Source organism: Nonomuraea sp. NPDC048881 (assembly GCF_040649795.1).
In the GTDB taxonomy this organism is placed as follows: Bacteria; Actinomycetota; Actinomycetes; order Streptosporangiales; family Streptosporangiaceae; genus Nonomuraea.
The window spans coordinates 71186-98030 of the sequence record NZ_JBEZGC010000009.1; the positions used below are offsets into that span (position 1 = coordinate 71186).

The following is a 26845-nucleotide window of genomic DNA, read 5'->3' on the forward strand; positions in this document are numbered from 1 at the left end:
CCCCTTATTTGACGGCGCGGATGGCGGCGCACACCCGGTCCGTGGCGTCGGCGGCGGCGGGCAGGATCGCGCCCGTGCCGAAGAAGCCGTGGAACAGGCCCTCGTACCGGACGCACTCCGCCTCGACCCCGGAGTGGCGCAGGTGGCGGGCGTACGCCTCGCCCTCGTCGCGCAGCGGGTCGTGCCCGGCCGTGATCACCAGGGCCGGCGGCAGGCCGCTCACGTCCGCGCCCAGCGGGGAGCTGTACGGCTCCCCGCGCCGCTCCCGGTCGGGCTGGTAGCAGTCCCAGAACCACCGCATGTGCGCCGTCGTCAGGAAATATCCCTCGCCGTTCTGGTCGTACGAGGGCCAGTGACGGACGCCGTCCGTCGCGGGATAGACCAGCACCTGCAGCACGATCGGCGGCCCGCCCTCCTCGCGCGCCCGCAGGCAGGTGACGGTGGCGAGGTTGCCGCCCGCGCTGTCGCCCGCCACCACCAGCGCCCCCGGGTCGGCGCCGAGCCCGGTCGCGTGCTCGTGGGCCCACCGGGTGACGGCGTAGGCGTCCTCGACGGCGGCCGGATAGGGGTGCTCGGGCGCGAGCCGGTAGTCGGCGGCGACCACCACCGCCCCGGACCCGGCGCAGATCTGCCGGCAGACGCCGTCGTGGCTGTCCAGCGACCCCAGGGTGAAGCCGCCGCCGTGGAAGTACACGACGAGCGGCCGCCCCTCGGCGCCCTCAGGTGGCCAGTAGACCCGCACGGGGACGCCCGCCGCGTCGCGGTCCTCCACCCGGCCCACGGGCATCGGCTCCGGGCTCGGGACCGAGGCCAGCACGCGGCGCGCCGCCACCGGGTCCCAGGGGCCCTCGCCCTTGGGGAAGAATTCGCTCATCAGGTCGATGACCGCGCGGGTCGGCTCGTCAACGGCCATCTCCGGCCCCCTCCTCCGCGACGGGAGCGGCCTCGCGCGGGACGGAGCCGAGCAGGGCCGTCTCCCCCGCCGTCCAGCCGCCGTCGATCGCCAGCTCCGCGCCCGTGACGTACGAGGCCGCGTCGGACAGCAGGAACGCGATGGCCTCGGCGACCTCCTCGGGCTCACCCCATCGCCCGGCGGCGGCCAGCGGGAACGTGCCCTCGCCCGAGACCGCGCCCAGCGAGGCCGTCATCGGAGTGACGATCATCCCGGGATGCACCGAGTTCACCCTGATGCGGTCCCGCCCGAACTCCAGCGCCGCGATCTTGGTCAGCCCGCGTACGCCCCACTTCGACGCGCCGTACCCGCCCGTGCCGGGCAGGGCGGTCAGCCCCGCGACCGACGAGAGGTTCACCACGGCCCCGCCGCCGGACGCCCGCATGGCCCCGGCCACGGCCTTCAGCCCGAGGAACACGCCGACCAGGTTCACCTGGAGCACCCGCTCGAACTCCGCCAGGGTCTGCTGCTCGATGGTCCGCACGGTGACGATCCCGGCGTTGTTCACCAGCCCGTCGAGCCGCCCGTGCGCCTCGACGGTCGCGGACACCACGGCCGTCCACTGCTCTGGGTCCGTCACGTCGTGCGGGACGAACGTGCCTCCGACGTCCTTGGCGGTGGCCGTCCCCTCCTCGGTGAGCACGTCGGTGAGCACGACCCGCGCCCCGGCCGCCGCGCACCGGCGCGCCGTTGCCGCGCCCATGCCCCGGGCGGCGCCCGTGATGATCACCACCTTGCCGTCGAGCACGCGCACCCCTCATCCGAGACGACCGAACATGTGCACTGAAACACGCGCCCACGTCCCCGATCAAGAGCTTGCTCGGCACGGTCGCCGGAACCCGGGATCCCCGTCACGCGTTGAACCCCTTGGGGGTCGAACTATCCTTCTAGGCAACAACCCAACGGGAGGTGGCGGAGATCAGCGAGTTCCTTGTCATCGTGCTGGCCATCCTGGCGTTTCTCCTGCTGCTGACCGGCGTGGGCGTCTATCTGCTGGTCAAGGTGGGCAAGAAGGCGGCCAAGAAGGCCCGGCAGGCCACCACCCGGCTGACCACGCACGTCAACGCCATGGGCACCGGCGACGCGGCCGAGGTCGAACGCCTCCGCCTCGACCTGCGCCGCGAGGTGACCCTCACCCGACAGGCCGTCGAACAGGCCCAGCAGCGCGGCTGGGGCCTCGGCGACCTGCCCCGGCTGCTGGCCGACCTGTCGGCCCAGGCCGACGTGCACGACGGCCAGCTCGCCACGTACGCCCAGCAGCGCCGCCTCTCGCCGTACGTCGACCACGCCGCCCTCGACCGGCTGCGCGAGCACCAGGCCAAGCTGACCGCCATGTGCGCCCGCATCCGCGCCGACCTCCTGGGCGACCAGATGCACCACGCGTCCTCCGGCATCGACGAGCTGTACTCGCGCACGGAGCTGGAGATCGAGGCCCGCCGCCGTCCCCCGGACCCGCTGGACCAGATCGACGAGCTCTACCGCCGCTCGATGGAGCAGCGCAAAGACCACTCCTGAGGTCCGCCTGACGTGGCACCATGAGCGCGCCGAGCGCTCGTCCGGAAGGTGCCCGCCCGATGTCCCCAGCCCTGCCCGCCTGGTCGCGCCCCTTCACCGCCGCCGGCCCGCTCGACGCGCTCCCGCCGGACGCTCCCCGGCACGCCGAGCTGATCGACGGCGTGCTCGCGACGCGGCCGCCGCAGAGCGCCTTCCGCATGTTCGCGACCCGGCTGTTCGAGCGGTCGCTCAGGCCGCCCGCGCACCTGGCGGTGATCCGCTCGATGACCGTGGCCCTCGGGCCGCGCCTGCTGCTCGCGCCGGACGTCCTGGTGGCCCGCAGGCCGGCGATCGGCCCGGCCACCACGTCGTTCCGTCCTGATCAGGTGCACCTCGTCTGCGAGGTGGTCCCGGCGGCGTCCCGGGAGCGGGATCGCCGTACCAGGCCGATCAGGTACGCCGGGGCGGGCATCGAGCACTACTGGCGCGTGGAGTGCGAAGACGACCAACCGGTGGTGCACGCCTTCCACCTCGACCGCGACGCCGGGGCCTACGTGTCCGCCGGCGTCCATCGCGGGCGGCTGCGCCTCGACGTCGGGTTCGACGTGGACATCGACCTGGGCCTGGAATGGCCGCCCGCCTAGCTCCGGGCGTGGCCATGACGGGCCCAGGCGGTCCTGGGGCCCCTCGGCGGCGCGGACCGGCCGCGGCCGGGGTCAGCGGTGCCTGCGGTACTGGAGTTCCATGATGCCGCTGTCGGAGGCGAAGCTGGAGACCAGGTCGAGCCGGTAGGACTTGGGGAAGCCGTCGAACAGCCGGGTGCCCTCGCCCGCGACGTAGGGGAACACGCTCAGCCGGAACTCGTCGATCAGGTCGAGCCGCATGAGCGACCGCCAGAGGCCGACACCGCCCCAGACCAGGATGTGGCCGTCGCCGTCCAGCCGGAGTTCGTCGATCTCCTCCGCCGGGTCGCCGTCGGCGACGGTGGTGTTGGCCCAGTCGGCCGTCTTCATGGTCCGGGAGAAGACGACCTTGCGCCCGGCGGTCAGGATGTCGGCGAACGGGTGGTCGGTGGCGGTCGTCATGCCCTTGGCGATGCCCTCGTAGGCGTTGCGGCCCATGACGTGCGCGTGCGCGCTCCGCAGGAAGTCGAGGTAGGCCGGGGAGTCGGGCCGGTTGTTCTCGGGCAGGTCGAAGCAGAACTTCCAGAAGTCGGTGCCCTCGTCGGCGAGCAGGCCGTCGAGGGAGTAGTTGAAGACCGTCGCTATGAGCTTCCGCATGATCGCATCTCCGTGGTCGCGGGTCGTCCGGTGACACGTACGACGCCGGAGCCGCCCGGAAATCATCGGTGTCCGGCCGGCCGCTCAGTACTTGTCGACGCAGATGGTCAGCGCGGGGACGGGCCACGTCCAGGAATGTCTGGTCACGCCATCGCAGGCGGTGGCGTCCTTGTCGGCGTTCCCCCGCAGAACGCGCCGCACGGTGAACGTCTTCGGCGCTCGGCACTTCCGGGCGAAGTCCACGTACTCGTCGTTCTTCGACCACTTGTAGCAGTAGTTCCGCCCGAACTGGTAGGCCAGGCAGTAGAGCACGTCGTCGTGGACGAGGTAGCGGTGGTTGGTCTCGCCGTCGCAGAGTCCGGAGGGAGTGGTGATGGCGGCCACCCGATAGGGCGCGCCCTGCTTGCAACTGTCGACCACAGGCGCGTCCGGCAGGCCGGACAGGCAGTCGCCGACCTCGAAGGCGGCCGCCGGCTGACTCGCCGCCGAGGTCGGGGCCACGGTCGGGGCCACGGTCGGGGCCGAGGTGGGTGGCGTCTGGGTGGGGAAGTCGGTGGGCGTGGGGAACGACGACGACGTCTCGGCGGGCTCGGTCGTGGCCTCCGACGAGCCGGTCAGGGCCTCGCGTACGTTGTTCTTGATCACGTTTTTCGCGACCACCGCGAGCACCACCAGCACGACGGCCACCACCGCGGCCCCGATGCCGACCATTTTCGACCGTCCGGCACCCGAAGCCGCCTCGGCCTGCCGGGCAGGCGGCGAGACCGGCTCCGGCTGGGCGGCCTCACGTAATCGCGCGGCCCACTGCGCGGGCATGGGACGGCTGAACGGGGGCTGGTCGAGCGCGGTCGTGGCGAACTCCGCCAGGCCGGGATGGACGGCGGCCAACGCGGACACGTCGGTGGTGGACGGGTCACGGGCGAAGACGCGGATGGCCAGCAGCGCGAACCGGTAGGCGTCACCCTGCGGCGTCCCCGGCTGCTCCCCGGCGGGGATCCGCCGGTCGGGCGGCGTCTCCACGGGCGGCAACGCCCGCGCTCCGCCCAGCCCCATCGCGTCGCAGCCGATGAGGAAACATCCCGGCGGCGGCTCTGTCGTGAACAGCACGTTCTCAGGGGACAGGTCGCCGACGACGACGCCCGCCGCGTGCAGGCGGGCGAGCGTGTCGGCGAGATCGGCCAGGATCAGCAGGCGGTCGCGGTCGGTGACGTCCTCCTGGCCGAACAGGCGATCTAGGGTCGCGAGCCGGCGTACGGCGCCGGACGGGCCGGGCGTCTCGCGGAAGAACCGCTGAGGCACGGTGCGCATCAGGAAGCCGACGACGGCGCCGTTCTCCTCCACCAGTTCGGCGGGCCAGGCCGCGCGCTCCTCCAACCAGGCGACGTCCGCGGGGGAGAGACGGCCGGCCAGCTGCGTCATCGCGGTGAGGACGGCGACGTCGAGGCCCGGTCGGACGTCGTAGTCGATCTCCTTGTACGCGACGCCCGGCCGGCCGTTGATCCTGCCGCTGAGCTCCTCGTAAACCATTCCCTGGCCCTCACGGCCGAGCGGCCGCCCGAGGGCGAGCTTTGCGCGGCCGATCACGGTTTGTCACCTCTGGCCTTGACCATGCAGCGACCCTAGTTCCACCGGCACCGGAGATCAAAGAGACATGCCTCACCTCCGGCACCGGGCCGTTCGGCCGCCGACGACTTTCCCAAGAGGAAAACAGATGCTACTTTCCTTACAGGAAAGCAGTAGCCGATCCCCGGAGAAGGCCCATGAACCAGCACGACGCCCAGACTTCGCTCGACGACATCCACCGCCTCCAGGCCAGGACCCGGCAGCAGATCGTCCGCCAGAGCTTCGCGCTCCCCCGCGTGCTCGTCTCCGCGCTCGGCCTCTTCGTCATGCTCGCGGCCTTGGACCTGCCGAGCCCGTGGTACTACCTCGGCGCGGCGCTCGGGGTGGTCGTGTACGCGGGCGTGGGGATCGTCTGCGAGCACCGGGCCTCGGTCCGGCGGAAGGCCACCGGCCGGGAGGCCCTGTTCCACGGCGTGCTGCTGGCCTGCGTCATGGTGGGCTTCGGCATCGGCCGGATCGCCTCTTTCGCGCTGTTCGACCTGCCGCCGCACGGGCTGCTGTCGCAGGCGGTCGCGGGCGCGGTGGTGGCGGCCCTGGTGTACGTCGCGGCCACGCCCGTCAACCGCCTGGTCATGCAGTCGATCGTGCGGCAGGACGGCGGGGTCGCCTGATGGATCCGCTCTTCGACGAGTTCCTGCACGTCCCGGCGCGTCTGTCCATCGTGGCGCTGCTGGCGCCAGCCGAATGGGTGGACTTCGGCTTCCTCAGGGACTCGGTCGGCACCAGCGACTCGGCGCTGTCCAAACAGGTCTCCGCGCTGGCCGCCGCCGGGTATGTGGTCGTCCGCAAGGACCAGGACAAGCGGGCGCGGCGGACGTACGTGCAGCTCACCCCGCAGGGGAGGTCGGCCTTCCAGCGGCATGCGGCGGCCCTGGAGCGGATCGTCGCCCTCGCCCGCGACTCCGCCGCCCGCCCCGCCGCCGACCAGAAGTGACACGGCCCACCGGTTCCGACCCCGGCGAGCGGACAGCGCGGCTACAGGCCCCAGCCACAGCAAGCGGACGCGACGGTTCACGGCGGGCGCGGTGGTTCACGGCGGGCGCGGTGGTTCACGGCGGGCGCGGTGGTTCACGGCGGGCGCGGTGGTTCACGGCGGGCGCGGTGGTTCACGGTGGGCGCGGTGGTTCACGGTGGGGGCGTTCCAGGTTTCCGGCCACGGCATTTCGCCGAGCCTTTCGGCCGGGCGCGAGTCGCGCTCAGCTGTTCCAGTCCGCGTAGATCATGGCGGCCAGTTCCTGTTCCGTGGCGCCCTTGCGGACCAGGGCCTTGGTGGCCTGGGCCTGGGCCGTCGTGGGCAGGCGGCCTTCGATCAGCACGGGCAGCGAGAGCCGGCGCACCAGCACCTCCGTGGCCGCGATCCCGTACGGGCGGCGCGTCACGGCCACGTTGACCCGCAACGCGTGCTCGTTGCCGGGCGGCACGCCGGGGCGGTCGATCTCGACGGCCGAGTAGCGGAAGCCGTTCGCGAGGTCGCAGGAGGCGCATCCGGCCGGGCCGCGGCTCAATCGGCCGCCGCACTCTGGGCACGTCAGGCGGTCGTAGGCGGCGTCCACGACCCGCCAGGGGTGCTTGTCGGGCTCGTCGACCACCATGCGGGCGATGAGCTGCTCGTCCGGCGGGGCCACGGTGCCGAACTCCGCCAGCAGGAAGGCACGCCAGCCCTCCTCGACCAGTTCGTCCACCAGCCCGGCGCAGCGGTCGCAGTCCGGCGCGCCGGCGGGTTCCTGATGTCCGCACACCTCACATCGCCGCATGGCCGAACCGTACAAGCCGGGCAGGTCGCGGCGCACCCGGTTATCGGGCCGCCGTTTAATCGATTGCGAGTGCCGTGCCGGACCCGGCATACTCGTCCGCGTCGATCGCAGCGAGACGAAGGGAGGCTGAGACCGTGACGACCGTTGCCCGCGTGCCGTTTTCCGCGACCTCAGACCTTCCCACCAGGTGTCCGCTGACCTGATCCGTCCGGCGAGCCGGTGGGGCCTCGAAACTGGAGACATCTCACCGTGCCCAAGCACTCGCAACACCGCCGCCGTGGCAAGTTCGCGCTCGACGCCGACGACATCGAATGGCTCGAAAGCGCCCCCGAGACCGATGACGGGCCGCCCGAGGGCGACCGCTGGTCCACCTGGGACCAGAGCACGCCCACCGAGAAGGGGCCGAAGCCGCACCCCGGCTGGCTGGTCACCGAGCTGGCCGCCGTCGACACCGAGCTCGGCCTGCTCAAGACCGGCAAGGAGGCCGACGTCCACCTGATCTCGCGGGGCGTGCCGGGCACCGACCGGGTCTGCCTGCTGGCGGCCAAACGTTACCGCTCCTCCGAGCATCGCCTGTTCCACCGGGACTCCGGTTACCTGGAGGGCCGCAGGGCCCGCGAGAGCCGGATGAACCGGGCGATGGCCAACCGCACCGCCTTCGGCAAGCAGGTGATCGCCGCGCAGTGGGCGGTGGCCGAGTTCACGGCGCTCTGCCGGCTGTGGGAGCTGGGGGTGCCGGTGCCGTACCCGGTGCAGATCGTGGGGACGGAGATCCTGGAGGAGTTCGTCGGCACCCCCGACGGGTACGCCGCCCCGCGCCTGGCCCAGGTCTCCGACGGCCTCGACGACCTGTGGGAGCAGCTCGTGGCGGCCATGGTGACGCTGGCCGCGGAAGGGCTGGCGCACGGGGACCTGTCGCCGTACAACCTGCTGGTGCACCAGGGGCGGCTGGTGATCATCGACCTGCCGCAGATCGTCGACGTGGTCGCCCATCCCGCGGGCCCGTCGTACCTGGAACGGGACGCCCGCAACGTGGCCACCTGGTTCGCCGCCAAGGGCGTGGCCGCCGCGGACCCCGAGGCGCTCGCCGACCTGCTCCGCAAGGAGTCCGGCCGGACGTGACCGGCGGAACGCGCGCGGCCCGGCCGCCGGAGCGCCGGGCCCGTCCGCGCGGATCGGCTAAGTGCGGGCGGGGGCGGGCAGGGGCCGTTCCTCCCCTGCCACCGCCGGGAGCCGGGTGTCGAGGAGGACGCGAACCGCGCCCACCCACACCGTCGCCGAGCCCAGCAGGTGGGCGAGGACGACGACCTCGGGCAGGTCCGTCACGATCTGCGTCAGGCCGACGAGCCCCTGGCCGAACAGCACGGCGAGGAACAACGTGGTGCGCTGGTGGGCCGCCGAGCCCGGCTCGCGCCGGGTCCTGAGCCACAGGGCGACGGCCAGGCCGAGGCTGAGCGCGGCGGCGACCCCGTGCAGCCAGACCATCGCCGTCCAGTTGAACGGCATGCGCGGCACGTCGGAGGAGTCACCCGCGTGCGGCCCGGTGCCGGTGACGATCGTGCCGGCCGCGACCAGCACCGCCACGGACGCCACCAGCGCCGCCGGAAGGCGGCCCACCGGCACGGAGAGTGGCCGCGCGGGCCGGTCGAGCAGGCGGGCCTTGTGCCAGACGACCGTGGTGGCGGTCAGGAACAGCACGGCGGCCAGGAAGTGCGCGGCGACGAGGTACGGGCTCAGCCGCGCCCACACGGTGAGGCCGCCGACGACCGCGTTCAGCATGACGATCCAGAACTGCACCCACCCCCACCGGGTCAGCTCGGGCACCGGACGGCGCTGCAGCCGGGCCACGACGATGAGCCAGCCGACGGCGACGCACACGACCCCGGACAACACCCGGTTGGTGAACTCGATCGCGCCGTGGACGCCGAGCTCGGGCGTGGCCGCGAAGCCGGCCTCCGAGCAGCGCGGCCACCCGTCACAGCCCAGCCCGGACCCGGTCAGGCGGACGACTCCGCCAGTCACGATGATCATCAGGCTGGTGGCCAGCGCCGCGCCCGCGGCCCGTCGCAGGGCGGCTCGTTCGAAGGCGACCCGGGCGGCGAGCCACTGGAAGGGAGTGGTCATGGGGGAAGAGGTCTCTCTGCTGCTCGGCGAACCGCCGCGGGTGGCGGCCGCAAACACGATCAAGACCTTACTCTACAGCCCGTAGAGCACCCCTCCCGGCTCCGCCTCCTCGGCAGGCGTCCAGCGCCGTGCGGCACCCCCTTGCGGCCCGGGACGGCCACCTCCGCCGATGGCCGGAGGTGGCCTGCTCCCCCGTGGGTCAGCTGGTTTCGTTCTTCTTGGTGACCTCGCCGGTGGCGGCGTCGACCATCACCTCGTGCTTGGTCCCGTCCGGGGTCATCACGTCCGACTGCCAGACGGTCTTGCCGTTCTCGGTGTCGAGCTTCAGCTTGGCGACGTGTCCCTCCGGTACGGCCGCGGCGACCTTGTCGGCGGCCTGGGCGTAGTCGAGCTTGGCCTCGGTGATGCGGGTGTGCATCTTGGCCTTCTCCTGCTCGTCCATCTGCTCGGCCGTCGGCCCCTTGACGACCTTGCCGGACTGTACGTCGACCTGGTGTTCCGTGCCGTCGGAGCCGACGACCTTGACCTCCCAGAGCATGCCGTTCTCCTCGCTCTCGACGGAGACGACCTTGGATCCGGGCACCGCGGCCATCGCGACCTTGGCGGCGTCCTTGAGCTCTCCGGCTCCTGGCTTCATGGACGTGGCGCCCGGCGAGGGGGACATGGTCCCCGTTTCGGGCGGGCTTTCCATCGTCGGAGTCGGGCTTCCCATGGTGGGGCCCGGCGTCGGTTCGACGGCGAACTGGCCGACTTCCCGTACGGCGCCGCAGCCGGCGGCGAGCAGTGCCGCACCGACCAGAGCCCCGATGATCGACTTGTTCATACCTGGACCGCTGCCCCAGGAACCCGCCTTCATTCCCGCAGGTCAGAACCCTGGACCACGGCCGGGGCCGGCAAGGGCTCGCCACGCGGGGACCCGCCGCCGACCCGCCGGCCCCTACTGGACGCCCGTTTCGCCCACGCTGTCGGCCACTACTGGACGCCCGCTTCGCGCATGTCGCCGGCCCCTATTTGACGCCTGCTTCGCGCATGTCGCGCAGCTCGCGCTTGAGCTCCTTGATCTCGTCGCGCAGCCGCGCGGCCACCTCGAACTGAAGGTCGGCGGCCGACTGGTGCATCTGCTCGGTCAGCGACTCGATCAGCGACTCCATCTGCGCCCGCGGCATCTCGCCCGCGATGGCCTTGGCGTGCTGGCCCGCCTGGCGGGCGGCGAAGCCGGGCACCGGGGCCTTGCCGCGCGACTGCTGACGGCCGCCGCCGAGCAGCTTGTCGGTGTCGGCGTCCTCGCGCTGGAGGGAGTCGAGGATGTCGGCGATCTTCTTGCGCAGCGGCTGCGGGTCGATGCCGTTGGCCTCGTTGTAGGCCATCTGCTTGGCCCGGCGCCGGTTGGTCTCGTCGATGGCCCGCTCCATCGACGGCGTGACCTTGTCGGCGTACATGTGGACCTGGCCGGACACGTTACGGGCGGCGCGGCCGATGGTCTGGATCAGGGAGGTCTCCGAGCGCAGGAAGCCCTCCTTGTCGGCGTCGAGGATGGCCACCAGCGACACCTCGGGCAGGTCGAGGCCCTCACGCAGCAGGTTGATGCCGACCAGCACGTCGAACTCGCCGATGCGCAGCTCGCGCAGCAGCTCGATGCGGCGCAGCGTGTCGACCTCGCTGTGCAGGTAGCGCACCCGGATGCCGAGCTCCAGGAGATAGTCGGTCAAGTCTTCGGACATCTTCTTGGTCAGCGTGGTGACCAGGACGCGCTCGTCGCGCTCGGCGCGCTCGCGGATCTCGTGGACCAGGTCGTCGATCTGCCCCTTGGTGGGCTTGACGACGATCTCGGGGTCGACCAGGCCGGTGGGCCGGATGACCTGCTCGACGACGTCGCCCTTGACCCGCCCCAGCTCGTACGGCCCGGGCGTGGCCGACAGGTAGACCGACTGCCCGATGCGCTCCAGGAACTCCTCCCACTTCAGCGGCCGGTTGTCCAGCGCGGACGGCAGCCGGAACCCGTGGTCGACCAGCGTGCGCTTGCGCGAGGCGTCGCCCTCGTACATCGCGCCGATCTGCGGCACGGTCTGGTGGGACTCGTCGAGGACCAGCAGGAAGTCTTCGGGGAAGTAGTCGAGCAGCGTGTTGGGCGCGGTGCCGGCGGCGCGGCCGTCGAGGTGACGGGAGTAGTTCTCGATGCCGGAGCAGGTGCCGATCTGGCGCATCATCTCGATGTCGTAGGTGGTGCGCATGCGCAGCCGCTGGGCCTCCAGCAGCTTGCCCTGCCGCTCCAGCTCCGACAGGCGCGCGGCCAGCTCGGCCTCGATGCCGGCCACGGCCGCCGCCATGCGCTCCTCGCCGGCGATGTAGTGGGAGGCGGGGAAGATGTAGAGCTCTTCGTCCTCCGTGATGACCTCGCCGGTCAGCGGATGCATGGTGGCGAGCTTCTCGATCTCGTCGCCGAACATCTCGATGCGCACGGCCAGCTCTTCGTACTTCGGGATGATCTCGATCGTGTCGCCGCGCACCCGGAACGTGCCCCGGGTGAAGGCCAGGTCGTTGCGCGTGTACTGCATGTCGACCAGGCGGCGCAGGAGCTGGTCGCGGTCGACCTCCATGCCGACGCGGAGCCTGGCCATGCGGTCGACGTACTCCTGCGGGGTGCCCAGGCCGTAGATGCACGAGACGGAGGCGACCACGATGGTGTCGCGGCGGGTGAGCAGCGAGTTGGTGGCCGAGTGGCGCAGCCGCTCGACCTCGTCGTTGATCGAGGAGTCCTTCTCGATGTACGTGTCGCTCTGCGGCACGTACGCCTCGGGCTGGTAGTAGTCGTAATAGGAGACGAAATATTCGACCGCGTTGTTGGGCAGCATCTCGCGCAGCTCGTTGGCGAACTGGGCGGCGAGCGTCTTGTTGGGCTGCATGACCAGCGCGGGCCGCTGCAGCCGCTCGATCAGCCAGGCGATCGTGGCCGTCTTGCCGGTGCCCGTGGCGCCGAGCAGGACGCTGTCCTTCTCCCCGGCCCGGACGCGGCGCTCCAGCTCGGCGATGGCCGTCGGCTGGTCGCCGGATGGAGTCATCTCGGTGACGACCTCGAAAGGCGCCACCTTCCGCTGCAAATCTGTGACCGGACGCATGCTGCCACTGTAGGCGGCGCCACCGACAGAAACCGTCAGGCCGTGGGCTGCCCGATCCGGGGGAACGGCGTGGTGGAGAACACCACCTCGACCGGCACCTCGAAGTACCGCGCCATGCGCAACGCCAGGTGAAGACTCGGGCTGTATTCGCCCCGCTCCAGGTATCCCACGGTCTGGTAGTGCACCCCCAGCGCCTGCGCGAGCTGCCTGCGGCTCACCCCCCGCTCGGCCCGCAGCAACGCGATGCGGTTGTGGACGGTCTCACTCATCAACCCTCCAGGTAGCAGACCTGCTCCATCCATAACACCCCTGCTATGGGACGTAACAGTCATATGACGACACATTGCAAGCGAACAGCAAGTCATACCCGATACGGTCGGATTCGCCTGTAGCGGAAAAGGAAGGTTCGATGTCACGACCCCGAGAGGCACTGATCCAGGCAGGTCAGGGCATAGCCCAAGCGGTCGCTCAAGGAGGTGACGTACGGCAGGCGATGAGCCAGGCGATCGGCCAGGTCGCCGACCAGGCCGGCCAGCTCACCGGCCAGGCCCCCGGCTTCGCGCTCAACCCGCACGACTTCGCCGCCGCCCGCGACGGCGGCGCCTCCGTCGGCACGCTGATCGAGGCCAGGTCCGCCTCGCTGAACGAGGCCGGCGAGATCGTCAACCGCAGCTTCGCCGAGAACGGCATGCACGTCATCTCGCCGGTGGTGATCCCCAAGGGCAGCACGGCCAAGGTGGTCATCCCGCTGACGGTCCTGGTGGTCCTGGGCCTGATCGGCGCGCTCGGCGGCATCGTGCCGGGGTCGGACATCTTCTTCGGCCCGCACTACTGGGTGGTGCTGGTGCTGGCCGCCGCGTTCCTGTGGTGGCGCAGGAGCGTGGTGATGGTCCCCGAGGGCTGCAAGGCGCTGATCACCAAGTTCGGCAAGCTGGTGCACATCGCCGATCCGGGCCGGGTGACGCTGTTCAACCCGTGGAAGCGGGTCAGCTACATCGTCAACACCACCCGCGAGTACCCGTTCAACGCCCCCATCAGGGAGGCGCCGACCCAGCAGGGCGTCAAGGCCAGCGTCGACCTGTTCCTGCAGTTCAGGATCGAGAACCCGGCCGAGTTCATCTTCGTGCTCGGCTCGGTCAGCGGCTTCCAGTCCAAGCTGCAGAACGCCATCAGCGAGGTCACCCGCTCGCTGATCTACGCCCAGCGGGCCGAGGACATCTACGACCTGGTGGGCGAGAGCACCCTCGGCATGCTGGAGAACCTGAACCAGCAGTTCCTGCCCGCCGTACGGCTCACCGACGTGAACATCACCCACGCCGAGCCGTCCAGCCAGGAGTACCGCATGGACCTGGCCGCCCCCGAGATGGTCCGGGTGGCCAAGGAGGCCTACACCTACGAGTACGAGCTCCAGCTCCGCAAGGAGCAGAACGAGGGCGACCTGGTCAAGGAGCTGGCGGGGCTCCAGGAGACGCTCAGCGCCATCCAGGCCGAGATCGCCGGCTACCAGGCCCGTATGGACACCGCGCTCGAACGCGCCAGCCACCAGGCCACCGCGCAGGCCAGGCAGCGCCTGGTCGAGGCCGAGTCCACGGCCAACGCCAACGCCGCGCTCCTGGAGGCCCAGGCCCTGGACATCCGGGCGCTGTCGGCCGCCGAGGCCCCCGAGATCCTCGACTACCGCTTCCAGCAGGACCTGCTGACCAAGCTGGAGTCGGTGGCCACCCGGCTGCCGCAGGTGGTGCAGGTGGGCGAGCAGACCGACATCGACTTCCTGGCCCTGGCCCAGCAGCTCGTGGGCGGCAAGGGCGCGGCGCTGTTCTCCGCCGAGGACATGGCCGCCATCCGCGGCCGGCTCGGCGAGATCGCCGCCCGCGTCAGCAGCCGCGAGGACGAGATCGCGGCCCTGCTGAAGAAGGCCGCCGCCGACGTGAGCGAGCCGCAGGCCACGCCTGAGCCCGACCACGACCTGGAAAGCACGGTCGAGCGCCTGCTGCCCGGCCGCCTGAGCGAGGGTGAGGTCCGATGACCCGCGAGTTCTCGAAGATCAAGGAGTCGCTGGCCTCCTGGTCCGACATCCGCCAGCTGCTGCGCGGCGGCGAGCAGGGCCAGCTCGTGCCGGTGGTGATCCCCAAGGACCGGCGCGGCTTCGCCTGGATGGCGCTCGTCCTGCTGGCCCTGTACTTCGCCGGGATGGCCGCGCTCACCGACCTCACCCTGCCCGCCGCGCTGGCCGCGCTGTTCTTCCTGGTCGTGGCGCTGGTCACGATCTGGCGCCAGGCGATCATCGAGATCGAGGAGGGCACCACCGGCGTGCGCAGCCGCTGGGGGGCGATCACCGGCACGCTCCCGCCGGGCCGCCACTATCTGTGGCTGCCGTGGGACCGGGTGGACGCGGTCGTGGACACCTCCACCGAGATCCCGTACTCGGCGCCGATCGTGGCCTGCCCGACGGCCGAGAACGTGCCGCTGAAGTCGATCGAGTTCTTCCTGAAGTTCCGCATCGTGGACCCGGTGGCGTTCGTCCGGACGATCGGCGCGGGCAACTTCGACCTCGTGCTCTCCAGCGCCGTGCAGGACGCGATCAGGCAGCGCAGCCGGCGGGTCAACACCGAGCGCGCCTACGACCTGCGCGGCTCCGACGTCGGCGACATGCAGGAGGCGCTCAACCGCCAGCTCGGCCGGTACGGCGTGCGCGTCACCGGCGCCAACATCCCCGACGTCCAGCTCCCCGACCAGTACCAGCAGCACCTGGCCACCCGGGAGAAGGTCGCCAAGGAGCTGTCGGCCTACGAGCGCGAGTGGGAGCTGACCCGCAAGCGCCGCATCGACACGCTGCTCATGGAGATCGAGCGCTCCAAGAAGACCCGCGACGCCCGCGTGGTCGAGGTCAAGGCCGCCCACAACACCGCGCGCAAGAACGTGGCGCGCATGCTGGAGGAGCAGGAGACCGAGGCCCAGCGCGTGACGTGGGAGATCGAGGCGCGCGGCAGGGCCGACCTGACCGCCGCCGAGAACGAGGCCAAGGCCCTGCGCAGGCTGGCCGAGTCCTACCGCGACAACCGGGCCGTGCTGCAGTACGAGCTGGCCCGCCGGCGCCTGGACGTGGGCGCCAAGCTCGCCGAGAACGCCCCCCAGCCGCTGGTCGTACGGACCCAGCAGGGCCAGGCCGACTCGGCGCTGTCCACCCTCGTCCTGGCCCAGCTGCTCCCCCGCATCTCGGGCACGGGACACACCGCCGGCAACGGCCAGACCCCCACCGCATAGGAGAGACCCCATGGTGTTCCGCAAGTTGATGGCCGCCTTCGGCGCGGGCGTCGAGGTCGACACGGTGCTGACCGACGCGTCCGTGCGTCCCGGCGAGCCGCTGCGCGGCGTCGTGCACTTCCGCGGCGGCGGCTCGGACTACAAGGTCGAGGGCATCTACCTCGACCTGACCGCCGTGGTGGAGGTCGAGAGCGGCGACAACGAGTACAAGACGACCTACAGCTTCCTGCGCCAGCAGGTGGCCGGGACGTTCCAGCTCGCCTCGGGCGCCCAGCACCAGCAGCCGTTCGAGATCATGGTGCCGTGGGAGACGCCGATCAGCGCGATCGGCGGCCACCCGCTGCACGGCATGCGGCTCGGCGTCCAGACAGAGCTGGCGCTGGCGGGCGCGATCGACAAGGGCGACCTCGACCCGCTGTTCGTCAGCCCGCTGCCGGCCCAGGAGCACGTCATCGCCGCCCTCGACCGGCTGGGCTTCGGCTTCAAGAAGGCCGACCTGGAGCGCGGCACGCTGTACGGCTCGACGATGCCGTTCTTCCAGGAGATCGAGTACTACGCGGGCGGCCAGTGGCGGCGGCACTTCAACGAGCTGGAGCTGACGTTCATCGCCGGGCCGCGGCAGATGGACGTCATCCTGGAGGCCGACAAGCGCGGCGGCTTCCTGACCTCCAGCCACGACACCTACAACCGCTTCACCGTGCGCTACGACGACCACCCCGGCGCGGCCGACCAGGCGTTGCAGCACGGCCTGGAGCAGATGGCCCGCCGCCGCGGCTGGTTCTAGCCGGGCGCTCCCCCGAGCCGGGCGGCGGCCCGGCTCAGGGGACCCGGTACATGCGCTCGGTCCAGGCCCGGTAGCGCCAGGTGTGCCCGACGCGGTAGTCGTGGCCCAGGTAGACGCCGAAGACCTGGCGCTTGAGCTCGCGCAGCGCCCCCGCGACGTTGGGGGCCCAGCCGGTCATCGGGTAGCCCCGGTAGGAGACCGCCCGCAGCCCCAGCCCGCTCGCCGCGGCCAGCGCGAAGCGGGCCGAGGCGACGTGGTCGGGGTGGTCGCACAACCCCCGGCCGGTGGGCGGCTCGGGGTCGAGCGTGCGCAGCACCGTCGGCCGGAAGCGGGCGTAGAGCGCGCGCAGCACGCCGACCACGTCCCGCCGGCCGACGCAGCGCGGCTCGGGGCCGGCGCCGAACCGGCGCACGCAGGAGCGGTCCTGCCACAGCCTGGTCAGCGCGTCGCGGCCGCCGTCGGCGCGCGGGTCGCCGCCGTCCGGCAGTCCGACGAAGGCGAGCCTGACCGCCGGCCTGTCGGCCAGCTCCTCCATACGGACGGGGAAGCCGCCCGCCGTGATCGTCGTGACCCGCCAGACGTCGGGCGCGCCGGCCAGGAAGGCGTACGCGGCCCGCAGGCCCCGCGCGCGGTCGCGGGTGTAGGCGACGGGGTCGCGGTCGTCGTCCCAGCCGGCCTGGCCCTCGCCCGCGGTCAGGTAGACGGTCACCGTCGGGCGGTGCCACTGGACGGCGCCGTACAGGTCGGGGCTCATGAACAGCAGGTCGTCGTCCGGATGGGCCACGACCTGCATGAACCGCTCCGACGACGACGGCCGGTGGACCTCCGCCCACGCCGCCGCGGGCGGGGCCGGGCACGCCAGCACGGCCACCAGCACCAGCGCCAGCGCGGCCGCCGAGAACATCCTGATCCCCTTCATCCCCACCCCCGTGCGCTTCCAGTATCGAACCTGGTCAGGTCCCGGTCCTGAGCTGCCAGGGGGAGATGTCATGTCATTCCCGGGTAGGAGATACCTCCTTCCCGTGCGCTGGAAGTCGCATGCCGACGGTCGTTACGATGACCTAGGGGATTGACTGATCGTCGGACGGGCGGGCGAACGATGGCACGGTTCATGGCGGCGCTGAAGCGGGTCGTCCCATGGGCGGCCCAGAACGCCGACGGCGCCATCGCGCTGTTACTGGCCATCGTGATCGGCGTGCTCGGCATCATGCCCGACACGGTGGTGCCGACCGATGTGCAGACCCAGCTCGTCAACGCCGCGACTCTGGTGATCATGGCGCTGGTGGCCACCGCCCTGCTGCGCGACCGCGCCCGTCAGGCCCCGGTCGAGGAGACCATCACCTCCGGCGCGCTGGCCCAGCTCCCCGTCCGGCTGTCGCGGCTGGAGGAGATCGAGACGCTCGTCCACGGCACCCGCAAGGCCCTCGACGCGCTGCAACTGGTCAGGGTGCTGGGCAGCAAGCAGGAGATCGCCCAGATGCACGCCGAGGCGCGCAAGGACACCACCCGGTGGAGCTTCAAGGGCGGCACCGGCACCTACCTGCGCGCGGTCACCCTGCCCTCGTGCGTGGCCGCCGCCCGCCGGGACAAACGGCACCTCGTGGTGCGGGTCGAGGTGATCGACCCGTCCAACGTCGAGGTGTGCGAGACGTACGCCCACTACCGGCGCTCCCTGTCGGACTCCCCCGACGCGACCGGCGAGACGTGGACGACCGACCGGGTCAGGAAGGAGTCGTACGCGACGATCCTGGCCGCCTTCTGGTACCGCCAGCGTTACGGCCTGCTCGACATCGAGGTCGGCCTGTCGTCGTCGATGACGACGTTCCGCTGGGACCTGTCGGCCACCCGGCTGATCATGACGGTGGAGGACCCCAACCGCGCCATGACCGCGCTGGCCGGCACGTTCTACTACGAGAACTGCGACACCGAGCTGCGGCTCAGCTTCGAGCAGGCGCGGCGGGTGCCGATGGACATGTACAAGAAGGCGCCGCTCGGCGACGAGCCCACGATCGAGGAGGTCCAGGACCTGTTCGGTCGCATCGGGGTGCCTCTCCCCAAGGCCTACGACGGCCGCGACGTCGTGGACATCGCGCGCAAGGCCTTGCGCGCCGTCGATCCCTACGGCGAGGCGCGTCCTGCGGCCCTCCGACGAGACGGAACGTGAGTGCGACTCATGAGCTACCGGTCGGTCTTCCAGCGGGTCCGCGACGGACAGGCCAGGTCGTGGGCGCTCGGCGTGCTGAGGGAAACCGCGCGCCCCAGGGCCGTACGCCATCCGCTCGGCTTCGTCTGCCTGCCGCTGGAGCGTGAGGGCGGCGAGGGGGTATGCCTCCATCTGTGGTCCGACTCGCTCCAGCACGCCGAGAGCACCACCTCGCAGATCCACTGCCACAGCTGGGACCTGGTCAGCCACGTGCTCTACGGCCAGGTGCGCAACGTGCACGCGGTGGTCACCGACGCGGGGCCCGACGCCACGCACCGGGTGTTCGAGGTGGTCAGCGGTGCCGACGGCGACCGCATCTCGCCCACCCGCCGCACCGTGCGGCACGCGACCGGGCTGGTGGAGCTGTTCGGCCCCGGCGACACCTACACCCTGCCGGCCGACCGCTTCCACAGCAGCGTGGTGCCGGAGGGCGGCGAGGCGGCCACGATCGCGCTCGGGCGCGGCCGGCCCGGCAGCCGCGACCTGTCGCTCGGCCCGCTCGGGGCGGGCGGCCACCACGTTCCCCGGGAACCGCTGAACGCCGAGGAGACGGCGCTGGCCGTCCGGCTGATCACCGCCCACCTGACCTGAGGGGTGCCCGATGGACCTGGATCACGCTCGCTCTGTGGCCGTCGAGGCCGCCCAGGCCGCCGGGGCGCTGCTCGCGGCGGGCACGCGTGGGGCCGTCGGCATCCGGGCCAAGGGCGACGCCGGCGACGTCGTCACCGATCTCGACCTGGCCTCGGAGAAGCTGCTGGTCGAGCGCATCCTGACGGCCTTCCCCTCGCACACGATCGTGGCCGAGGAGTCCGGGCTGATCGGCGCGGCGGGCGGCGAGTGGACGTGGCTGGTCGACCCGCTCGACGGCACCAACAACGTGGCCATCGGGCTGCCCACGTACGTCGTGGGGGTGGCGTTGTGCCGGGCCGGGCGGCCCGTGCTGGGCGTGGTGCACGACCCGGTGACGGCCCAGACCTGGTCGGCGATCCGGGGGCGCGGGGCCGTGGCGTCCACGGGGGCGCGGCTGGCGCCGCCGTACACGGCCAGCCCGCACGGCCCGCTGCTGGCCTGGACCCAGGGGTACGGCGTGAGCAGGGGCGACGCCACCGTGCTGGCGTTGAAGGCGGCGCTGGAGGTGGGCGCGCGGCGGGTGCTGCAACTGTGGGCGCCGCTGCTGTCGTGGGCGATGCTGGCCCGCGGCGACATCGACGGCATCGTCGGCTACCGCGCCGAGGCGGTCGATCTGCCGGCCGGCGCGCTGCTGGCCCAGGAGGCCGGGATCGAGATCAGGGCGCTCGACGGCGGCCCGTTCGAGGAGAGCATCGACGGCACGGCCGAGGACCGCAGCTTCGTGGCCGCTCACCCGCGGGCGCTTCCCGGGCTGATGTCGCTGCTGCCGGGCTGACGCCCCCGGCGCTCAGCCGAACGTGACCAGGGCCCAGACCGTGGCCAGCAGCCCGATGACGGCCAGGCCGGCGCCGGTGAGCAGGAAGCGGCGCAGCGGCACCGCGACGCCGTGGCGGCGGCACGACTCGAACCACAGGAGCGTGGCCAGCGAGGCCCACGGGGTGATCACCGTGCCCACGTTCGTGCCCACGAGCAGGGCCAGCAGGCGGTCCTGGTCGGCGGCCGTGATCACCGCCTCGACGGCCTTGTAGGCGGGCAGGTTGTTGATCGCGTTGGACAGGCCCGCGCCCACCGCGGCCGTCCGGTACGGGTCGCCCTCCGTGCCGATCATCCACGTCATCAGCGCGTCGAGCCCGTGGGCGCTGAGCGTGGGCACCACCAGGAACAGCCCGGTCACGAAGACGACGAGCTGCCAGGGCAGCAGGCTCCAGGTCAGCTTGGCCCGGTCGCGGACCAGGAAGGCGGCCACCACCAGCACGGCCGCGGCGGTGGCGGCGACGGCGACGTGCGCCTTGAGCAGCAGCAGGACGATGAACAGCAGGCAGCCGGCCGAGGCCGCGCCGAACAGCACGCGGTCGGCCACCGGCTCCAGCACCGGCGGCGTGTAGCGCAGGTCGCGGCGCTCGCCCCGGCGCCAGAAGAACACCCACAGGAACACCATCGTCACCGCGATGGAGGCGAGCTGCGGGGCCCACATGCGGGCGGCGAAGCCCTGGGCGTCGAGGCCGAGCTTGTCCATGGCGAGCAGGTTGGTCAGGTTGGAGACGGGCAGCAGCAGGCTCGCGGTGTTGGCCAGCCAGATGGTGGTCATCGCCAGCGGCAGGGCGGCGATGCGGGCCCGGGGCGCCAGGGCGAGCATGACGGGGGTGAGCAGGACGGCGGTCGTGTCAAGGTTCAGAAAAATCGTGACAAATGACGCGAAAGCCGTACAAAGAAAGAAAAGTGCGGTGTAGTTACCGCGGCCCAGCACCGCCATCCTGGCCGCGATGGCGTCGAAGACCTGCGCTTCCTTGGTCAGCTCGGCCAGCACGATGATGGCGACCAGGAAGACCAGCAGTGGCCCGATGTCAGCGAGGCTCTCCGCGGCGTCGCGCCACGGCAGCAGACCGGTCGCCACGAAGACCAGACCGAGAGCAAGCAGCCCGATCCGGATCAGATCGAGCACAGCCAGACGCCGCCACACCCGACGATGATCGCACACCGACTGCAAATCACCGATTCCTCGGTGGATACTGAGCAGATGGCACGTGACGGCAGGCCGACCGAGATCTTCGTCAGCTACTCCCCGGCCGACACCGCCTGGGCGACCTGGATCGCCTGGGAGCTGGAGGCGGCCGGCTACCGGACCATGATCCAAGCCTGGGACTTCGTGCCCGGCACCAACTTCATCGACTTCATGGACCGCGGGGTCAGCGAGGCGCAGCTCGTCGTGGCCGTGCTCTCGCGCAACTACCTCACCTCGCGCTACGGGCGCATGGAGTGGCAGGCGGCCATGCGCGCCGACCCCGACAACCCCTCCAACAAACTCGTCACGATCCGGCTGGAGGACGTGCAGCTGGAGGGCCTGCTGTCCACGATCACCTGGGTCGATCTGCTCGGCGTCACCGACTCCGGGCAGGCCAGGGCGCTGCTGCTGGGCCGGGTCGGCGAGGCGCTGGCCGGGCGGGCCAAGCCGGCGGCCGCCCCCGCCTTCCCCTCCGGCCGGGTCGTGCCGCCTCCGGCCGTCCCGACGCTGCCCCCGACGACCGACCTGGCCAGGGCCCGCCGCACCCCGGTGACGGCCCCCAAGTTCCCGCCCTCGGGCGGCGACGACCGCGGGCGCGAGTCGGTCAACGTCCTGCACATCGGCGGGCCGAGGTTCGGGCGGGCGCTGCCCGATCCCGGCGAGCCGTTCACGCCGGAGGACATGCAGGCCCGCATCTGGGCCGACCTGACGGCCATGTACGACCGGGGCATGCCGCGTCCCGACCTCATGGTGGTCAGCGGCGACCTGACCGAGTCCGGGAGCCTCGGGCAGTTCGCGCAGGCCACGCAGTTCGTCACGGACCTGCGGCTGCTGATCGGGCTGGAGCCCCACCGGCTGGTGCTGCTGCCCGGCCCGCGCGACGTCACCAAGGCCGCGGCCAGCGCGTACTTCATGACCTGCGAGGCCGACGACGTGAGCCCGCAGCCCCCCTACTGGCCCAAGTGGCGGCACTTCGCCGGGCTGTTCCGCGAGGTCTACCAGGGGCTCGACGACCGGGTGTTCGACGGTGGCCAGCCCTGGACGTTGTTCGAGGTGCCCGACCTGCGGGTGGTCGTGGCCGGGCTCAACTCGACGATGGCGATGAGCCATCTGGAGCGTGACGCGTACGCGCTGCTGGGCGAGGCGCAGGCCGCGTGGTTCGCCGAGCGGCTGCGTCCCTACGAGGAGAGCGCCTGGCTGCGGCTGGGCGCGATCGGCCATCCGCCCGCCGCGTTGCGGGACGCGCCCACGTTCGACCGGCTGCTCACCCACCGGCTCAACCTGCTCTTCCACGGGTCCGGCGCGGGCGTCCCGGCCGCCGAGCCGCGGCCGGGCTTCGCCGCGGTCGCGGCCCCGCGCTCCGGCCGCCACCAGGTGATCGAGATCTCCCCCGACGGCATGCGCACCTGGACGCCCGACACCGGCAAGCCCGCACGCGCCCGGCACGGCTGGCGGGCGGTGCGGGCCACGTTCACCGGCGAGACCCCCGGCACCCCGCCGCCCGCCCCCCAGCCCGAGGAGCGCGAGCCGAGCCCCGTCGAGCTGCTGCTCGACCGCATCACCGAGGTCTGCGAGGCCCGGCACGAGCGGGCCAAGATCCGGCGCTTCCCCGACCACCTGGTGGTCACCCATCCCGAGGACGGGTTCGTCCGGCAGCTCATGATCGGCGCGCACGTCGGCGAGCTGACCGAGGCCGCCGCGACCGGGTTCGCCCGCCGCGCCCACGCCGCCGACCTGGCCGCCGAGCTGATCTACCAGGGTCCGCCGGCCTCCCGCGCGCTCCGCGACGACCTCATGCGCAAGGGCGTGCGGGTGCGCAGCTTCCTGGAGTTCCAGGGCCTGCTCGACCTGTCGGGATATGTCGCCGAGCAGACCGCCCGGCTCACCGGCGACCGCCGCTACCCGCCCGGCCTGTACGTCCCCCAGCGCTACCGCGAGCTCGACCGGCCGGGCAGCCAGATCAGGCAGGGGCTCACCGACGAGCTGATGCGGCTGCTGGCCGCCGACCACGGCCGGTTCCTGCTGCTGCTCGGCGACTTCGGACACGGCAAGACGTTCGCGCTGCGCGAGCTGGCCAGGCGCATCCCCGCCGAGCTGCCGCACCTGACGCCGATCTTCATCGAGCTGCGCGCCCTGGACAAGGCCCACTCGGTCGACGCCCTGGTCGCCGCGCACCTGGCCGGGCACGGCGAGGAGTTCATCGACCTCAAGGCGTTCCGCTACCTGCTCCGGCAGGGGCGCATCGTGCTGCTGTTCGACGGGTTCGACGAGCTGGTCACCCGGCTGACCTACGACCGGGCGGCCGACCACCTGGCCACCCTGCTGGCCGCGGCCGAGGACAAGGCCAAGATCGTGGTGGCCAGCCGTACGCAGCACTTCAAGTCGCACAGCCAGGTGCTGACCTCGCTCGGCGAGATGGTGGGCGTGCTGCCGCAGCGGCGGGTGCTCAGCGTGGAGGACTTCACGCACGACCAGATCCGCTCCTACCTGGCCAACCGGTTCGACGACGGCGACGAGGCCGGCGCCCGCATGTCGCTCATGGGCGAGATCAAAGACCTGCTGGCGCTGGCCCAGAACCCGCGCATGCTCAGCTTCATCGCCGACCTCGACGCCGACCGCCTGCGCACGGTCGCCGGCGCCCAGCACACCCTCAGCCCGGCCCTGCTGTACGAGGAGATCCTCAGCACCTGGCTGGCCTTCGAGGAACGGCGGGCCCGCGTCCCGGGCTCGCCCGGCGCGTTGTCGATCGGCGAGCTGTGGCGGGTGGTGACCGCGCTGGCGCTGCGCCTGTGGGACAGCGGCGAGACGCTGCTCGGCGTCGACGAGCTGACCGAGATCGGCGAGACGCTGAGCGACCTGGCCTCGGGCCAGCTCTCGCCCGCGCACGCCGCGCACGCGATGGGCTCGGGCAGCCTGCTCGTGCGCACCGAGGAGGGCATGTTCGGGTTCATCCACGCCTCGGTGATGGAATGGCTCATCGCCCGCCACATCGCCGCGAACCTCGACAACCCCCTCCCGCTGACCCGCAGGCCGCTGTCGGCGCTGACCGTCGAGTTCCTGTGCGACCTGGCCGACGTACGGGCGTTGCGCGCCTGGGTGGCCGACCCGCCCGCCGACGACGTGGCCAGGGCGAACGCGGTCAAGATCGCGGCCAGGCTGCGCACCCCGGCCAAGGCCGACCTGCGCGGCGCGAACCTCAAGGGCGAGGACCTGTCGGCGCGCGACCTGCAGGAGGTCGACCTGACCGGCGCCGACCTGTCGGAGGCCACCCTGGCCGGCACGGACCTGTCCAGGGCCGTCCTGCGCGACGCGAGCCTGGCCGGCGCCCGGCTCGACGGCGCCCGGCTGACCGGCGCCGACCTGACCGGGGCCGACCTGTCGGGCGCGCGGCTGGCGCAGGTCGACCTGAGCGACGTCACGGTCGAGGGCGCCCGCTGGCACCGGGCGTCCCTGATCAACGTCACCGGCACGCTGCCGCACCTGCCGGGCGCGGCGGTGGTGCCGGGCCAGCCGGTGGAGGTGGAGTTCGCGCCGGCCGGCATCGGCGTCCCGTACGGCTACCACTTCCAGACCTCCCGCCTGCCCGAGCCCATCGCCTACAGCCCCGACGGCTCGACCATCGCCATCGGCAACGAGGACGGCGGCGTGCTGCTGTGCGCGGGCGGCTCCCCGGTCCGGACCCTCCAGGGCCACCGCGGCCGCGTCTACGCCGTCACCTTCGCCGGCGACCTGCTAGCCACCGGCGCGAGCGACGGCACGGTCCAGCTCTGGGACACCCTCACCGGCCGGCGCCTGCACACCCTGACCGGCCATCCCGACGGCGTGTGGCCGGTACGCCTCAGCGCCTCGGGCGAGCTGGTGGCGGCCGGCGGCGGCGACGGCGTGGTCCGGGTGTGGGAGACCGCGACCGGCCGGCTGGTCCACGAGCTCCCGGGCCACCGGGCGCCGGTCTACACCGCCTCCTTCGGCCGCTCGCAGCTGGTGACCGGCGACTCCGCGGGCGTCGTCCGGGTCTGGGACCTGAGCGCCGGGCAGACGGCCGTGACCCTCGACGGCCACCGCGGCAGCGTCTACCGGGCCGTGCACAGCCCCGACGGCACCCTGCTGGCCACCGGCGACGAGGCGGGCACGATCCGGCTCTGGGACACCGCCACCTGGTCCCCCCGGCACGAGCTGACCGGCCACACCGGCAGCGTCTACTGCCTGACCTTCTCCCCCGACGGCTCGATGCTGGCCAGCGGCGACACGTCCGGCAGCGTGCGCCTGTGGGAGGCGTCGGGCGAGCCGCTCGGCGTGCACACCACCCATACGGCGGCCGTCTACCAGGTGACCTTCAGCCCCGACGGCCGCACGCTGGCCAGCGGCGACTCCGGCGGCACGGTCCGGCTGCAGCCCGTGGGCGGCGGCAAGCGCGTCGAGCTGACCGGGCATCGCAGCTCGGTCTGGCCGTTCGCGTTCCGTCCCGACGGCCAGCAGCTGGCCACCAGCAGCAACGACGGCACCGTGCGCCTGTGGGACCCGATTTCCGGGCAGTGCCAGCGGGTGCTGCGCGGCCACGGCCGGCGGATCTCGTCGGTGCGCTTCAGCGCCGACGGCTCGATGCTGGCCACCAGCGGCAACGACGGCGTCGTCCGGGTGTGGGAGCCGCGCACCGGGCGGCGGCTGCGGGAGTTCACCGGCACCGCCGACCGGCTGATCTCCGCGCTGTTCTCGCCCGCCGGCCCGGTGCTGGCCACCTCCAGCAACGACGGCGGCGTGCACTTCTGGAACGCCACCACCGGCGACTACGAGCGCGAGCTGCACGCCGAGACCGACCACGTGTGGGCCGAGGCGTTCAGCCCCGACGGCAACATGCTGGCCACCGCCAACGACGACGACAGCGTCAAGATCTGGTACCGGCCGACCGGCCGCATGGCCGTCGACCTGGTCGACCACCGGGGGCGGGTGCGCTCGATCGCCTTCAGCCCCCTCGGCGACTACGTGGCCACCGGCTGCGACGACAAGCTCGTCCGCCTGTGGCACGTCTCCTCCGGCGGCCGGGTGGCGACGCTGGAGGGCCACACCGACCGGGTGTACTCCGTGGCCTTCTCCCCCGACGGCCGCTACCTGGCCAGCGCCGGCAACGACGGCCGCGCGCTGGTGTGGGAGCTGCGGCCCGGCCAGCCCTGGCAGCCGCGCCTGGCGCACACGCTCACCCAGCACGAAGGCCGGCTGTGGAGCCTGGCCTTCGACGCCACGGGCCGCCACCTGGCGACCGGCGGCGACGACATGACCGTGCGGGTGTGGGAGACCGCGACCGGGCAGCTGCTGCACACCCTCACCGGGCACGCGCGCCGGGTGTGGTCGGTGGCCTACAGCCCCACGTCCGACCTGCTGGCCAGCGCAGGCGACGACGGCGTGGTGATCCTCTGGGAGGGCGGCGAGCGGCGGGCGACGCTGCTGGGGCTGCCCGAGGGCTGGGCCGCCCTGGCGCCGGACGGACGGTACAAGGTGCACGGTGAGCCGGGCGGGCAGTTCTGGCACGTCATCGGGATGTCACGGTTCGAGCTGGGGGAGCTGGATCCGTACCTGCCGGAGGTGAGTCAGGTGCCGCTCGACTCGCCCTTCTGACCGCAGGCG

23 protein-coding genes are annotated in these 26845 nt (G+C 72.0%); 12 read left to right on the forward strand and 11 right to left on the reverse strand.

The annotated features are described in order from the left end of the window. Positions 1-4: 4 nt before the first annotated feature. Together AB0C33_RS29945 and AB0C33_RS29950 are read right to left on the reverse strand one after the other, a co-directional pair. Positions 5-913, reverse strand: coding sequence for an alpha/beta hydrolase (locus tag AB0C33_RS29945; RefSeq protein WP_358293761.1), 909 nt, complete (start codon positions 911-913; stop codon positions 5-7). Continuing rightward, the gene (locus AB0C33_RS29950; protein WP_358293763.1) at positions 903-1700 is read right to left on the reverse strand and encodes a glucose 1-dehydrogenase; all 798 of its coding nucleotides are present in this window, start codon (positions 1698-1700) and stop codon (positions 903-905) included. Before AB0C33_RS29950 ends, AB0C33_RS29945 begins: the two co-directional genes overlap by 11 nt. A 161-nt stretch (positions 1701-1861) precedes the next feature. Between AB0C33_RS29950 and AB0C33_RS29955 the strand changes: the two genes are divergently transcribed. Both AB0C33_RS29955 and AB0C33_RS29960 read left to right on the forward strand, forming a co-directional pair. After that, positions 1862-2467: a hypothetical protein gene (locus tag AB0C33_RS29955; RefSeq protein ID WP_358293764.1), complete on the forward strand. Its 606-nt coding sequence runs from the start codon at positions 1862-1864 to the stop codon at positions 2465-2467. A 59-nt stretch (positions 2468-2526) separates the two neighbouring features. Beyond that, on the forward strand, positions 2527-3090 hold the full coding sequence (locus AB0C33_RS29960) for a Uma2 family endonuclease (RefSeq protein WP_358293766.1): 564 nt from the start codon (positions 2527-2529) through the stop codon (positions 3088-3090). 72 nt (positions 3091-3162) lie between these two features. Here the strand turns inward: AB0C33_RS29960 and AB0C33_RS29965 are convergent, their stop codons facing one another. Both AB0C33_RS29965 and AB0C33_RS29970 read right to left on the reverse strand, forming a co-directional pair. Next, positions 3163-3726 carry a dihydrofolate reductase family protein gene (locus AB0C33_RS29965; RefSeq protein ID WP_358293768.1) on the reverse strand — a complete coding sequence of 188 codons (564 nt, stop codon included), beginning with the start codon at positions 3724-3726 and terminating at the stop codon, positions 3163-3165. Between the two features lie 84 nt (positions 3727-3810). After that, complete coding sequence (locus AB0C33_RS29970; RefSeq protein ID WP_358293769.1) at positions 3811-5310, reverse strand: hypothetical protein; 1500 nt, start codon at positions 5308-5310, stop codon at positions 3811-3813. Positions 5311-5486: 176 nt separating this feature from the next. On the opposite strand from AB0C33_RS29970, the gene AB0C33_RS29975 reads away from it, so the two are divergent. Then, positions 5487-5960, forward strand: coding sequence for a hypothetical protein (locus tag AB0C33_RS29975; protein ID WP_358293771.1), 474 nt, complete (start codon positions 5487-5489; stop codon positions 5958-5960). Beyond that, on the forward strand, positions 5960-6283 hold the full coding sequence (locus AB0C33_RS29980; RefSeq protein WP_358293772.1) for a transcriptional regulator: 324 nt from the start codon (positions 5960-5962) through the stop codon (positions 6281-6283). Before AB0C33_RS29975 ends, AB0C33_RS29980 begins: the two co-directional genes overlap by 1 nt. A 262-nt stretch (positions 6284-6545) precedes the next feature. On the opposite strand, the gene AB0C33_RS29985 is transcribed toward AB0C33_RS29980, so the two are convergent. Further along, the gene (locus tag AB0C33_RS29985; RefSeq protein ID WP_358293773.1) at positions 6546-7103 is read right to left on the reverse strand and encodes a hypothetical protein; all 558 of its coding nucleotides are present in this window, start codon (positions 7101-7103) and stop codon (positions 6546-6548) included. Between the two features lie 249 nt (positions 7104-7352). On the opposite strand from AB0C33_RS29985, the gene AB0C33_RS29990 reads away from it, so the two are divergent. Continuing rightward, positions 7353-8225, forward strand: a complete 873-nt coding sequence (locus AB0C33_RS29990) for an RIO1 family regulatory kinase/ATPase (protein ID WP_358293775.1) — start codon at positions 7353-7355, stop codon at positions 8223-8225. A 57-nt stretch (positions 8226-8282) separates the two neighbouring features. On the opposite strand, the gene AB0C33_RS29995 is transcribed toward AB0C33_RS29990, so the two are convergent. From AB0C33_RS29995 to AB0C33_RS30010, 4 genes are all read right to left on the reverse strand, one after another. Continuing rightward, positions 8283-9227 carry a COX15/CtaA family protein gene (locus AB0C33_RS29995; RefSeq protein WP_358293777.1) on the reverse strand — a complete coding sequence of 315 codons (945 nt, stop codon included), beginning with the start codon at positions 9225-9227 and terminating at the stop codon, positions 8283-8285. A gap of 199 nt (positions 9228-9426) precedes the next feature. Further along, positions 9427-10050, reverse strand: coding sequence for a PepSY domain-containing protein (locus AB0C33_RS30000; protein WP_358293779.1), 624 nt, complete (start codon positions 10048-10050; stop codon positions 9427-9429). 184 nt (positions 10051-10234) lie between these two features. Then, on the reverse strand, positions 10235-12343 hold the full coding sequence (gene uvrB / locus AB0C33_RS30005; RefSeq protein ID WP_358293781.1) for an excinuclease ABC subunit UvrB: 2109 nt from the start codon (positions 12341-12343) through the stop codon (positions 10235-10237). Between the two features lie 35 nt (positions 12344-12378). Continuing rightward, complete coding sequence (locus AB0C33_RS30010) at positions 12379-12612, reverse strand: helix-turn-helix transcriptional regulator (protein WP_358293782.1); 234 nt, start codon at positions 12610-12612, stop codon at positions 12379-12381. A gap of 140 nt (positions 12613-12752) precedes the next feature. Between AB0C33_RS30010 and AB0C33_RS30015 the strand changes: the two genes are divergently transcribed. From AB0C33_RS30015 to AB0C33_RS30025, 3 genes are read left to right on the forward strand one after another with little or no spacing between them, the layout of a single operon-like run. Next, positions 12753-14369: an SPFH domain-containing protein gene (locus tag AB0C33_RS30015; protein ID WP_358293784.1), complete on the forward strand. Its 1617-nt coding sequence runs from the start codon at positions 12753-12755 to the stop codon at positions 14367-14369. Next, the gene (locus tag AB0C33_RS30020) at positions 14366-15607 is read left to right on the forward strand and encodes an SPFH domain-containing protein (protein WP_358293786.1); all 1242 of its coding nucleotides are present in this window, start codon (positions 14366-14368) and stop codon (positions 15605-15607) included. Before AB0C33_RS30015 ends, AB0C33_RS30020 begins: the two co-directional genes overlap by 4 nt. A gap of 10 nt (positions 15608-15617) precedes the next feature. Beyond that, a complete protein-coding gene (locus tag AB0C33_RS30025) occupies positions 15618-16391 on the forward strand; it encodes a sporulation protein (protein ID WP_358293788.1) in 774 nt (257 codons plus the stop codon). Positions 16392-16425: 34 nt separating this feature from the next. Here AB0C33_RS30025 and AB0C33_RS30030 read toward each other — a convergent pair whose 3' ends face one another. Then, entirely contained in the window at positions 16426-17310 is an 885-nt protein-coding gene (locus tag AB0C33_RS30030) for a PIG-L family deacetylase (RefSeq protein WP_358293790.1), read from the reverse strand. Between the two features lie 192 nt (positions 17311-17502). Here AB0C33_RS30030 and AB0C33_RS30035 point away from each other — a divergent pair, with 192 nt between their 5' ends. Genes AB0C33_RS30035 through AB0C33_RS30045 form a run of 3 tightly spaced genes read left to right on the forward strand, consistent with a single transcriptional unit; the run spans position 17503 to position 19999 of the window. After that, on the forward strand, positions 17503-18555 hold the full coding sequence (locus AB0C33_RS30035; protein ID WP_358293792.1) for a hypothetical protein: 1053 nt from the start codon (positions 17503-17505) through the stop codon (positions 18553-18555). Between the two features lie 9 nt (positions 18556-18564). Beyond that, positions 18565-19185: a hypothetical protein gene (locus AB0C33_RS30040; protein ID WP_358293794.1), complete on the forward strand. Its 621-nt coding sequence runs from the start codon at positions 18565-18567 to the stop codon at positions 19183-19185. Between the two features lie 10 nt (positions 19186-19195). Then, on the forward strand, positions 19196-19999 hold the full coding sequence (locus AB0C33_RS30045) for an inositol monophosphatase family protein (RefSeq protein ID WP_358293796.1): 804 nt from the start codon (positions 19196-19198) through the stop codon (positions 19997-19999). A gap of 12 nt (positions 20000-20011) precedes the next feature. On the opposite strand, the gene AB0C33_RS30050 is transcribed toward AB0C33_RS30045, so the two are convergent. Continuing rightward, positions 20012-21166: an SLC13 family permease gene (locus AB0C33_RS30050; RefSeq protein WP_358293798.1), complete on the reverse strand. Its 1155-nt coding sequence runs from the start codon at positions 21164-21166 to the stop codon at positions 20012-20014. Between the two features lie 75 nt (positions 21167-21241). Between AB0C33_RS30050 and AB0C33_RS30055 the strand changes: the two genes are divergently transcribed. After that, positions 21242-26836 (forward strand): TIR domain-containing protein, encoded by a 5595-nt coding sequence (locus AB0C33_RS30055; protein WP_358293799.1) that lies wholly within the window; start codon positions 21242-21244, stop codon positions 26834-26836. Positions 26837-26845: the final 9 nt, after the last annotated feature.